This window comes from Streptomyces sp. NRRL S-31 (genome assembly GCF_000718775.1).
Taxonomy (GTDB): Bacteria; Actinomycetota; Actinomycetes; order Streptomycetales; family Streptomycetaceae; genus Streptomyces.
Genome location: NZ_JOCB01000048.1, coordinates 1 through 11794 on the forward strand (window position 1 = coordinate 1; position 11794 = coordinate 11794).

Consider the following 11794-nt stretch of genomic DNA (forward strand, 5'->3'; position numbering starts at 1 on the left):
TCCGCCTCGGCGTCCGAGTTCATCGAGATGATCGTCGGCGTGGGCGCCTCCCGGGTGCGGGAGCTGTTCGCGGAGGCCCGCAAGGTGGCGCCGTCGATCGTCTTCATCGACGAGATCGACACCATCGGCCGGGCGCGGGACGGCGCGAGCGTGGGCGGGCACGACGAGCGGGAACAGACGCTCAACCAGATCCTGACCGAGATGGACGGCTTCTCCGGCTCGGAGGGCGTCATCGTGATCGCGGCCACCAACCGGGTGGACGTCCTGGACCCGGCGCTGACCCGGCCGGGACGGTTCGACCGCGTGGTCCAGGTGTCACCGCCGGACCGTGGCGGCCGGGAGGCGATCCTGCGCATCCACACCCGCGAGATCCCGCTCGCCGCCGACGTCGATCTCGCGCGGGTGGCCCGTACGACGCCGGGCATGACCGGTGCGGAGCTGGCGAACCTCGCCAACGAGGCGGCACTGCTCGCGGTGAAGTACGGCCAGGACCGGGTGACGCGGAAGAACCTCTCCGAGGCGCTGGAGAAGATCCAACTCGGTGCCGAACGGCCGTTGGTCATGCCGCGCGCGGAGCGGCGGCGGACGGCGTACCACGAGAGCGGGCACGCGCTGCTGGGCATGCTCCAGCCGGGCGCCGACCCGGTCCGCAAGATCACCATCGTGCCGCGCGGCCGGGCGCTCGGCGTCACCCTGTCGACCCCGGACGCGGACAAGTACGCGTACACCGAGGAGTACCTGCGGAGCCGGATCATCGGCGCGCTGGGCGGCATGGCGGCCGAGCAGGTGGTGTTCGGGGTCGTCACGACCGGTGCGGAGAACGACCTGGAGCAGGTCACCGGTATCGCGCGGGGGATGGTGTCGCGCTGGGGGATGAGCGAGAAGGTCGGCCGTCTTACGGCCGTGCCGGGCGACACCCGGCAGCCGTACGGCCTGTCGGCCGCGCCCCGCACCCTGGATGTGATCGATGCCGAGATGCGGCGGATCGTCGACGAGTGCTATGGGGAGGCGTGCCGCAAGCTCCGCGACAACCGGGACCGCCTGGACGCCCTCGCCGTGGCCCTGCTGGAACACGAGACCCTGGAGGAACCGGACGCGTACCGCGTCGCGGGCCTTTCGCCGAGGAGCGCGGCGGACGACAGCTGAACGCGGGACCGTGGCCGGACGCCGGTCTCCCACCCGGGGCCGGTGGGCGCCGGGTCTCACGGGGTCGGTGGCGCCGATGGACGGCGCCGGCTCCGGTGAGACCCGGCAGCGGGGCTTCCTCCCCCCGGTGTCCGTCGCCGCGGAGCGCTCGGCGCGCATGACGGCCGTGCCGTGGCGAAGGGTGACGACGACCTGGAAGGCGTCCACCCGATCCGGCTCCGGACGCCGGCCGTTGACCGTGCCGCTCCCGGGTCTGTGCGACCGGCGTCCACCCGATCCGGCTCCGGACGCCGGCCGTTGACCGTGCCGCTCCCGGGTCTGTGCGACCGGCGTCCACCCGGTCCGGCTCCGGACGCCGGCCGTTGACCGCGCTGCTCCCGGGTCTGTGCGACCGGCGTCCACCCGATCCGGCTCCGTATACCGGCCGTTGACCGCGCCGCTCCCGGCTCTTCGCGACCGGCGACCACCGGTACGCCGCCTCGGCGGGCCGTGATCCCCAGCCGCTCCGTCGGCATCCGGATCGGCGCCCCCATGGCCACCCCCCCCTCTCTCCGCGCCTTCGACCCATGACCGTCATATGACGGATGGGAAAGGGCGGGGCATGACCCGCATGATGAAGAGGCGGTACTGGGTGGTGCGGAACGGCCGCGCCCGGAAAGGGAAGTGAGCCGATGGAACTGCCGGAAACAGCGAATCACCACCTCTCTTCCTCATTCCGGCCGGGAGCGGACGGAATGAGGAGACCGCATCTCACCTTCGCCGCCACGTACTGGGTCGCCGAACGGCTTCCCGTGATGATCAGCTGCGAACTCTCGTACAGCGAGCGGGATCCCTACGCCGTCACACTGATCCTCGATTCGGAGGGCGAGCACCCGGTGCGGTGGGTCTTCTCCCGGGAACTGCTCGCCGACGGGCTGGCGGGCAGCGCCGGCGAGGGTGATGTCACCGTGTGGCCGGAGAACGCCGGGGCCGACGAGTGGTTCCTCTGGCTGGAAGTGGGCCGTGCCCCCCACACCGCCCTCTTCGAGATGGCGGCGGAGCCCATCACCGAGTGGCTCCTCGACACCTATCACCTCGTCCCCGAGGGACACGAAGGGGCATGTATGGGGTGGGACCGAATGACTCACCTGATCGAATGAGCCGCGGATTCCGGAGAAGTGCGCCGCGTGCCCGAGAGCGGGAAGACGACCACGGCGGACTCGGCGACGCGTCCCACCGTACTCTCGACGCCGCGCTGGAGGAGGGTCGGCCCGCAGGCCGGCCGACGGTCCGTGGAAACGGGCGGCCCGCACGTCACCAGTCGTCGCGGCGCCCGTCCGAAACGACGCTGTCCGCCGTACCGGAGAGCAGGCCGGTGATCGTGCCGCCGACGGCCAGGAACACTCCCGCGCTGGCGAGTTCGGCGGGGAGGGTGAGGACGGTCGTGAACGGCAGCAGGGCGAGTGCCACGGTCACCAGCCCGGCGATCCAGGTGAAGAAGGCGCGCGGTCTGGCGACGGTCAGAAGCAGAAGATGCAGCAGCCCGGTCGCCGCGACGGCACCGGCCGCTGCCCACGCGGCCAGGTATCCCGTCGTGGCGTCCCCCCACACGCCCGCCTCTTCGGGCGCGAACACCGCGAGGTCGAGCACACCGCGTACGAACATCGTCGCCACCACCGCCACCAGGGCGGCGACCACCGCCGTCGCGGCCCCGGTGGCCCAGAGTCGGCCGGCCGCGACGGACGGGGACGCGGAAGGCGCCCGGTATCCGGGGCGGGGGCCGTCGTGCGGAGCGGGAGGGGGAACTTCACCGAACGGAGCCGCGGCCATGAGGAACCTTTCGCACTTACTGTCACAAGGTGACGAGCTGTCATGTCGACGTGCCGGCCAGGTGGTCCCCGGTCTGGGCAGCCGAGGGAGACTGACTAATGCTGCCATGGCAGTTGAGACCATCGGTAAGTTACGTTTTTTTGGTTGTGGCCTGCCGAACGCAGGTACATTACTTACCGATAACTCAGAGCATACACATTCCTTTTCAACATTGCGGAGCATGAGCGTGCAACGGTGGTACAGGGGCCGGCGACTGGGGCTGACGAGCCTCACGATCGCGGCGAGCGGCTTGCTCGCCCTGCTGATCGGCGTCGCCTTCGCCGTCCTGCTCTGGGCGATCGACGACGCGAACAGCTCCACCTCGGCGCGGCGGGCTTCCCGGACGGCGCTGGTCGAGGCAGGCAGCGTGGAACAGTTGGTCTCGGACCTCGAGACCGGACAGCGCGGCTTCGTGATCACCGAGCGGGACGAGTTCCTCCAGCCGTGGAACGAGGCACGCGGGAAGCTTCCCGCGGAGATGCGGCGGTTCACCCGGAGCACCACCTCGTCCGAACAGCGGCGTACCGCCGCACAGATCACGCGGGAGATCCGGTCCTACCTGGACGACTACTCGATCCCGCTGGTCGAAGCGGTCCGGCGGGGCGACCCCGCCGTCTCCGGCCTGGCGAACACCGAAGAGGGCAAGCGACGTGTAGACGCCCTGCGGACCCTCTTCGACCGGTACGTGTCCGATGAACGCGCCCACCTCGCGGCACACGAGGACGCCGCGAGCGCCAACGCGCACCGGGCGGTGGTCGCCGCGGCCGCGGGTCTGGCGGCGTCGACCGCGCTGGTCGCCGCCTTCACGGTGCTCCAGCACCGCGCCGTCGTCCGGCCGGTGCGCGGGGCCGCCGCCGCGGCGCAACGGCTCGCGGCCGGCGACCTCGGCGTCCGGATCACTCCCAGCAAGGTGGCGGAGATCGGCGCGCTGGGCACGTCGTTCAACACCATGGCGTCCTCGTTGCAGGACAGCCGCAGGCGCGTCATGCAGAGCGTCGAGGAGGTGCACCGCCGCACGGCCCGGGATCTGCACGACGGGGCGCAGCAGCGCCTCGTGAGCCTGATGATCGCTCTTCGGCTGGCCCGCGAGATGCTGCCCCGCGAGGAGACGCCCGTGACCGAGCTGATGGAGGACTCGATCGTCAACGCCCAGACCGCGATCGACGAACTGAGGGAACTGGCACGGGGGATCTATCCGCTCACCCTCACGGTCAAGGGACTGGCGGGGGCGGTGGAGGACCTGGCGTCCCGGTGCCCGATACCCACCGAACTCGACAACGGCTGTGACCGGCGGTTCGACTCCGCGGTGGAGTCCAACGCCTACTTCATCGTGGCCGAGGCCGTGACGAACGCGGTCAAGCACGCCCAGGCGTCCCAGATCGACATCTCCCTGCGACTCGGTGACGGCGCCCTGTGGATACGGGTCGCCGACGACGGCGTCGGCGGCGTGCCAGGCCCCAAGGCCGGCAGCGGGCTGACCGGGCTGGCGGACCGGGTGGCCGCCTTCGACGGCACGCTGACCATCGCGTCACCCCTCGGCGAAGGCACCGCGATCGAGGTGCGGATCCCGGTCCCGGACTGATGCGCCCGCACCGCCGTCACCACCGGTCCTCCTCGGCAGCGCCGTCCGGGGCCGTCCGCTGCAACAGCCGTGCCGTCGAGGCACGTTCTCGACATCTCCAGGAAAGGGGGAGGGGCGATGACGTCAATCGCCGCTGAACTGAGAAGCATCCTTGACGTCATTGAGCAGCCGGCCTGGGCCGTGGACGCCGACCACCGGGTGTCGTACGCCAATCCGAGGGTTGCCGCGCTCACGGGTCACGACAGTCCGTCCGATCTGCTGGGCACCGATGGCAGGCCGGGCGGGCACCCCGGCGCGCGGTCGCGACACCACGCAGCCCCCTCCCACCGGTGCGGCACCCTCACCCACGCGGACGGTTCCCTCCTCCACGTCGAGTGGTCCCTGGTGCCCCTGGCCCGGCCGGACGGCGAGGCGGCCGTGTACCTCTTCCGCACGAGCGCCGGCCCGTCCGGCGCCACCCGGGAACCCTCGCCCAAGGACGGAGTGCCCCGGGCGCTCGCCGCGCAGGTGTGCGCCGACCGCTGCCGCACCGCCGCCGGCTCGCTCCGGCACGGTGCCCAGGAACGTCTGGCCTCGCTGCTGCTCGGCCTGAGCCTGGCCCGTGAACAGCTGGGCGGAAGCCTGCCGTCGCCGGGGGCCCGGCTGCTCGACGACGCCGCCCGGGACGCCGAGGAGGCGCTGGCCCAGGTCCGGGAGGTCACGGCCGCGCTGTATCCGGGCGTGCTCGAACTCCGCGGGCTCACGGTCGCGCTCACCGCCCTCGCCGAGCAGTGGCCGGTGCCCGTCGCCGTCTTCGGGAACCTGCGGCGACGGCTGCCCGACGCCGTGGAGACGCACGCGTACTTCCTGGTCAGGGACGCGCTCAGTCGGGCGGTTCACGGCGCCGGGGCCGGCCGGGTGCGGGTGGTGGCCGAGCTGGACCCGGACTCGGACCCGGACCTGGACCCGGACCTGGTGGTGACGGTCTCGGACGACGGCACGGCGCCCGGACACGGCCCGGAACCGGCGTTCCTGGCGGCGATCGCCGGCCGGGTGGCCCTACTGGAGGGCACGCTGACGGTGCGGCACACCCCTGAGGAGGGCACCACCATCAGCGTCGTCATCCCCGTCCCGTACTGATCCGCCGGCTCCGCCGGGACAGGGGACCACCACCGGAAGTCCCACCAATGGCGTCAAATTACGGATGCCCGGTCCCGGCCCGATGCGACAGGCTGGACCCGTGGCCGGCAGGACAGCGAACCAAGCAGATCACGGACCAGCGCCGTGAGCACGTGGCCCGCCCGGCCCTCCGACACGGTCCGGCACGGGACACATGTGCGGCAGGGCCCCGCCGGGACGGTCCGCGTACCCGTCCGGGCCCGCTTCGTGTACGACCACCCCGACCCCGCGCGGGACAGGTCTCGTTCCTCCTGTCGTCACCGGCGCCGGGCGGTGCCGGACCCGCCGTCCGCGTTCCGGGCCTCGCACGTACATGTGATGCGAGGTGGCCGGACCGCTGGAAGGCTCGACAGCCAGAGAAGCGAGAGAACCGACGGAAGGTGTGTGCCATGGGGTTCGTGACGGTGGCCGGGGAGAACCCCGCGCCGGAAACCGACGGCGTCCCGCCGGACCTCACCGCCAAGTGACCGCGCCGACGACCCCCGCCCAGTCCCCGTGGCCCGGGTGGAGCGGAGCCACCCGGCACCTGCTCACCCTCGCGGCCGGAGCGGCGAACGCCTTCGGGTTCCTCGCCCTCGGCGGCGTCTTCACCAGCGTCGTCACGGCCAACTCCGCCCTCTTCGGCCTGCACCTGGGCAACGCCCACCTGGCAGCCGCCCGCCTCGTCGCCGTAGCGCTGCTCGGCTATGTCGCCGGGGCGGCGGCCGGCGGCCTGGTGGCGGCCGGCCGGGGCCCGCTCCGCGGCGCGGGCATCCGGGGCGGTCTGCTCCTGGAGGCCCTGCTGCTGTGGCTGGTGGTCTGCGGCTGGCTGGGCTGGCACATGGCACCGGACGGCGTGGCCCGCACCCTGCTGCTGTTCCTCACGGCCGTCGCCATGGGCTGCCAGAACGGCAGCGTCCGGGTCACCGCGGGCAGCGAGGTCACCACCGCCTATCTGACGGGCCTGCTCACCTCGACCGTCACCACGTTCGCCACCCGGGGACGCCTCCAGGCCCGCAGCGTCGCCATCGTGGCCTCGCTGGTCGCCGGAGCGGCGGCGGAGGGCGCGGTCTACCGCTGGCTGCCCCTCGGAGCCCCGCTCGTTCCGGCCCTGCTCGTGACCGCGGCGCTGGCGGCGACCTGGGCCCGCGCGCCGTCCCGCCCGGCAGCCCGTCCGCCGCGGCCCTGAGGCCGCCGAACCCCTGTTTCCCGGCACGGCCTTTTCGACAGAGAGAGCACACGACATGACCGCATCCGATGGTGACCCGATGCCCCACCCGCAGGGCGGCCCGGTCGGCCGGTCGGCCACCGGCGGCGACGGCCCGGCCAGCGACAAGCGGCCCTCCCACCGCTCCTACCACCACCCGGCGGCCGGCTGGGGCGCCGCCAAGAGCGTCGGCCGGGTGCTGATCAAGGAACGGGCGCTGTTCGAGGGATCGCGGGCCATCCTCAAGATGAACCACGAGAACGGCGGGTTCGACTGCCCGGGCTGCGCCTGGCCCGACGACACCAAGGGCCTCAAGCTCGACATATGCGAGAACGGCATCAAGCATGTGACCTGGGAGATGACCTCCAAGCGGGTCGGTGCCGACTTCTTCGCCCGGCACACCGTCTCCGAGCTGTCCGAATGGTCCGACTTCGCACTGGAGGACCAGGGCCGGCTGACCGAGCCGCTCGTCTACGACGAGACGAGCGACCGGTACGTCCCGATCACCTGGCAGGACGCCTTCGCCCTCATCGGCCGTGAACTGCGTGCCCTGGACAGTCCCGACGAGGCCGCCTTCTACACCTCGGGCCGGCTCAGCAACGAGGCGACCTTCCTCTACCAGCTGATGGCCCGCGAGTTCGGCACCAACAACCTGCCCGACTGCTCCAACATGTGCCACGAGGCATCCGGCCGGGCCCTGACGGCGGCCCTCGGCACCGGCAAGGGAACCGCCGACCTCAAGGACTGGGAGACCGCCGACGCCCTGTTCATCATGGGCGTCAACGCGGCCTCCAACGCCCCCCGCATGCTCACCGCCCTCGCCGAGGCATACCGGCGGGGCGCGCAGATCGTCCATGTGAACCCCCTGGTCGAGGCGGCGGCCACCAGCACGATCGTGCCGCACGAGTTCACCGACATGGCCCTGTTCAAGGCCACCCGCACCAGCACCCTCAACCTCCAGGTCCGCGCGGGCGGCGACATGGCCCTGCTGCGCGGCATCGCCAAGGCGGTCCTGGAGGAGAGCATCAGCGACCCCAAGGCGCTCGACAAGGAGTTCATCGAACGCCACACGCACGGCTTCGAGGCGTACCGGGAGCTGTGCGAGGCGACCTCGTGGGAGGAACTGGAGGAGCAGTCCGGCCTCCCCCGGGCCGACATCCTCAAGGCCGCCGAGATCTACTCCCGTTCCGACCGCACCCTGATCAGCTGGTGCCTCGGGGTCACCCAGCACGAGCACGGTGTCGACACCGTCCGCGAGATCGTCAACGTCCTGCTGCTGCGCGGCAACCTCGGCCGGGAGGGCGCCGGCCCCTCGCCGGTGCGCGGCCACAGCAACGTCCAGGGCAACCGCACCTGCGGCATCGACCACCGGCCCCGGCCGGAGTTCCTGGACCGGCTCGCCGACGTCTGCCGCATCGACCCGCCGCGCGAGCACGGCATGGACACGGTCGACACCATCGAGGCCATGAACCAGGGCCGGGTGAAGGTCTTCGTCGGCATGGGCGGCAACTTCGTGCTCGCCGCGCCGGACACCGCGTACACCTCCCAGGGCCTGCGGAACTGCGCCCTCACCCTGCACGTCAGCACCAAGCTCAACCGCAGCCACCTCGTGCACGGCAGGAAGGCGCTCATCCTGCCCTGCCTCGGCCGCACCGAGAAGGACCACCAGCGGCGCGGCCCGCAGGCCGTCTCCGTCGAGGACTCCATGAGCATGGTGCACCTGTCGACCGGCATGAAGAAGCCAGCCTCCCCGCACCTGCTCTCCGAGCCCGCCATCATCGCGGGCATCGCCCGGGCCGCCCTCCCCGAGAGCGGCACGCCCTGGGAGTCGTACATCGAGGACTACGACCGCATCCGGGACACCATGGCGAAGGTCCTGGACGGCTTCGAGGACTTCAACCGCAGGGTGCGGCGCCCGCTGGGCTTCCGCATCAAACAGCCCGCCCGGGAACTGGTCTTCCTCACCCCGTCCGGCCGCGCCGAGTTCTCCGCCGCGCCGCTGCCCGAGGCGCCGCCACGGGACGACGTGCTCATCCTCCAGACCATGCGCAGCCACGACCAGTGGAACACCACGATCTACTCGGACAACGACCGCTACCGCGGCATCAGCAACCTGCGCACCCTCGTCCTGATGAACGGCGACGACATGCGCGCCCGCGGGATCAGGCCCTACAGCCCGGTCGACATCACCGCCACCGCCCGCGACGGCAGCCTACGGCACCTGAAGCGGTACACCGCGATCGAATACCAGATGCCCAGGGGCTGCGCCGCCGGATACATGCCGGAGATGAACGTGCTGATCTCCGCGAGCGACTACAGCACGCAGAGCAACCAGCCCCTGATGAAGAACATCAAGGTGCGCGTCACACCCAGCGCCGAGGACTGACCGGCCATGACGACATACGGCGCTCTCGCCCGTCTGCCCGCCATGGCCGCCGCCGACCCCGCGCAACTGCTGCCCGCCCGGGAGCAGATGGCCTTCACCCTCGGGTTCCACATCATCATCGTGCCGTTCGGCGTCGCCCTGACCACCCTCATGCTGATCGCGCACTGGCGAGGGCTGCGCAAGGGCGACACCGAGGCGCTGCTGCTCGCACGTCGCTGGTCGAAGGTGGCCGCCGTGCTCTTCGCGGTCGGCGCCGTCACCGGCACCGTCCTCTCCTTCGAACTGGGCATCCTGTGGCCGCGCCTGATGGGGGACTACGGGGCGGCCTTCGGCTTCCCCTTCGCCGTCGAGGGCCTGTTCTTCTTCCTCGAAGCCATCTTCGTGGCCCTCTACGTCTACGGCTGGGACCGGATGCGGCCCTGGGCGCACTTCTGGTGCGGGGTCCCCGTCTCCCTGGCCGGCGTCGGCGGAACCGCCTCGGTCGTCGCCGCCAACGCCTGGATGAACCAGCCCCGCGGCATCACCGTCGAGCACGGCAAGGTGACCGCCGTCCGGCCCGCCGAGGTGTTCTTCAACGACGCCTTCTGGCTGGAGTTCTGGCACATGCTCATCGCCGCGTACATCATCGCCGGCTTCGTCGTGGCCGGCGTCTACGCGGTGGGTATGCTGCGGGGCCGGCGCGACCGCTACCACCGGGTCGGCTTCCTCACCGGATTCGTCACCGCCGCCTGCGCGCTGCCCGTGCAGATCGTCGTCGGCGACACCATCGCCCGGCAGGTCTTCGACGACGAACCCGCGAAGTTCGCCTCGATCGAACTGCTGCCCGCCACCGGCGACCATGTGCCCGAGACCCTGGGCGGCGTCCTGGTGGACGGCAGGGTGCGGTACGGCATCAGGATCCCGGACATGGCATCCCTGCTGGCCGGATTCAAGCCCTCGACCACCATCAAGGGACTGGAGGCGGTCCCGGCCCACGTCCGGCCGACCGACGCACAGGCGAACATCGTCCACTGGGCGTTCGACATCATGGTCGGCACGTCCTTCCTGATGCTCGCCGTCGTCCTCTGGTTCGCCTGGCTGTGGTGGCGCCGCCGGCACACGCTCGCGACCAACCGCTGGTTCCTGCGGGCGGCCGCCGTGTGCGGGATCGTGGCGATCCTCTGCCTGGAGAGCGGCTGGGTGGTCACCGAGGTCGGCCGCCAGCCCTGGATCGTCGTCGGCCACCTGCTGACCCGGGACGCGGTGGCGACCCAGGGCAACCTGTGGCCCTTCTTCGGCGCGGTCCTCCTGCTCTACCTGGCCGTCGGAGCCGCCGCCCTGTGGGTGCTCCGGTCCATGACACGGCGCTGGCGACAGCGGGGCGACGAAGCCGTGTCCGTGCCCTACGGTCCCGAACGCCCTGGCGGGACCGCCGAAGCGAAGGCGACCTGACATGGCGGACCTGGTCGCGGTGTTCCTCTTCATCGGCGTCATCGCCTATGCCCTGCTCGGCGGGGCCGACTTCGGCGCGGGCTTCTGGGACCTGGTCGCGGGCGGGGCCCGGCGCGGCCGGGAACCGCGAAACCTGATCGACGACTCCCTCGCCCCCGTCTGGGAAGCCAACCACACCTGGCTGATCTACTGCCTGGTCATGCTGTGGAGCGGCTTCCCGGCCGCGCTCGCCGCGCTGACCTCCACCCTCTACCTCCCGCTGGGCATCGCCGCGCTGGGCATCGTGCTGCGCGGAGCCGGCTTCGCGTTCCGCAAGGCATCCATCCGCACCCCAGAGCAGCGCGTGTACGGTGCCGCCTTCGCCCTCTCCTCCGTGCTGACGCCCTACTGCTTCGGCTCGGTCGCCGGCGCCCTGGCCTCCGGGCGTGTACCCGCCCGCGGCGACGGGGACGCCCTGACCAGCTGGCTGAACCCGACCAGCGCCCTCGGCGGTGTGCTCGCCGTGCTGGCCTGCGCCTACCTGGCCGCCACCTATCTGACGGTGGCCGCCCGCCGGCACGGGGACCCGCACCTGTTCCGGTACTTCCGCGACCGTGCCCTGGCGGCGGGTGCCGTCACCGGGGCCGTCAGCATCGCCGGCGTCTTCGTACTGCGGGCGGACGCCCCCCGGCTGTTCCACCAGCTCGGCCACCGCGCGCTGCCGCTCGCCCTGCTCGCGGCGGTCTGCGGCGTGCTGGGCCTGGCCCTGCTGCGCGCCGAGCGGACCCGCGGCCTGCGCGAGACGGCGGCGGCGGCCGTCGCCCTCATCGTCAGCGGCTGGGGCGTGTCCCAGTACCCGTACCTGCTCGGCACCCATCTGTCCGTCCAGGAGGCGGCGGCACCGCACGCCACCCTCGGCGTCCTCGTCGCCGTCGCCTGCGCCGCGGCCGTCCTCATCCTGCCCTCCCTGATCCTGCTGTTCCGGGTCATGGGGCGGGTCGACGGCGCGCACCGGGCCCCGCACGAGACATCCTGAGAACGGCTCGACCATCCACCTGTCTGCCGCCGACCCGGCCGG

The 11794-nt window shown here is 71.7% G+C and carries 9 protein-coding genes; 8 read left to right on the top strand and 1 reads right to left on the bottom strand.

The window, feature by feature from the left end; translation table 11 throughout:
• Together IF37_RS0119655 and IF37_RS0119665 are read left to right on the top strand one after the other, a co-directional pair.
• A partial coding sequence (locus IF37_RS0119655; protein ID WP_030744103.1) for an ATP-dependent metallopeptidase FtsH/Yme1/Tma family protein occupies window positions 1–1146 on the top strand: 1146 nt, incomplete at its 5' end.
• Window positions 1147–1880: 734 nt separating this feature from the next.
• Complete coding sequence (locus IF37_RS0119665; protein ID WP_030744107.1) at window positions 1881–2285, top strand: SsgA family sporulation/cell division regulator; 405 nt, start codon at window positions 1881–1883, stop codon at window positions 2283–2285.
• A 154-nt stretch (window positions 2286–2439) separates the two neighbouring features.
• On the opposite strand, the gene IF37_RS0119670 is transcribed toward IF37_RS0119665, so the two are convergent.
• A complete protein-coding gene (locus IF37_RS0119670; RefSeq protein ID WP_030744108.1) occupies window positions 2440–2955 on the bottom strand; it encodes a DUF6069 family protein in 516 nt (171 codons plus the stop codon).
• Window positions 2956–3175: 220 nt separating this feature from the next.
• On the opposite strand from IF37_RS0119670, the gene IF37_RS0119675 reads away from it, so the two are divergent.
• The 6 genes from IF37_RS0119675 to IF37_RS0119705 all read left to right on the top strand — a co-directional run bounded on the left by IF37_RS0119675 (window position 3176) and on the right by IF37_RS0119705 (window position 11752).
• Window positions 3176–4576, top strand: coding sequence for a CHASE3 domain-containing protein (locus IF37_RS0119675; RefSeq protein WP_030744110.1), 1401 nt, complete (start codon window positions 3176–3178; stop codon window positions 4574–4576).
• Between the two features lie 117 nt (window positions 4577–4693).
• Window positions 4694–5695, top strand: coding sequence for a PAS domain-containing protein (locus IF37_RS0119680; protein WP_030744113.1), 1002 nt, complete (start codon window positions 4694–4696; stop codon window positions 5693–5695).
• Between the two features lie 502 nt (window positions 5696–6197).
• Entirely contained in the window at window positions 6198–6902 is a 705-nt protein-coding gene (locus tag IF37_RS0119690) for a DUF1275 family protein (RefSeq protein WP_030744115.1), read from the top strand.
• Between the two features lie 55 nt (window positions 6903–6957).
• On the top strand, window positions 6958–9306 hold the full coding sequence (locus tag IF37_RS0119695; protein ID WP_030744118.1) for an FdhF/YdeP family oxidoreductase: 2349 nt from the start codon (window positions 6958–6960) through the stop codon (window positions 9304–9306).
• Window positions 9307–9312: 6 nt separating this feature from the next.
• Window positions 9313–10737: a cytochrome ubiquinol oxidase subunit I gene (locus IF37_RS0119700; RefSeq protein ID WP_030744120.1), complete on the top strand. Its 1425-nt coding sequence runs from the start codon at window positions 9313–9315 to the stop codon at window positions 10735–10737.
• 1 nt (window position 10738) lies between these two features.
• Window positions 10739–11752 carry a cytochrome d ubiquinol oxidase subunit II gene (locus tag IF37_RS0119705; protein WP_030744122.1) on the top strand — a complete coding sequence of 338 codons (1014 nt, stop codon included), beginning with the start codon at window positions 10739–10741 and terminating at the stop codon, window positions 11750–11752.
• Window positions 11753–11794: the final 42 nt, after the last annotated feature.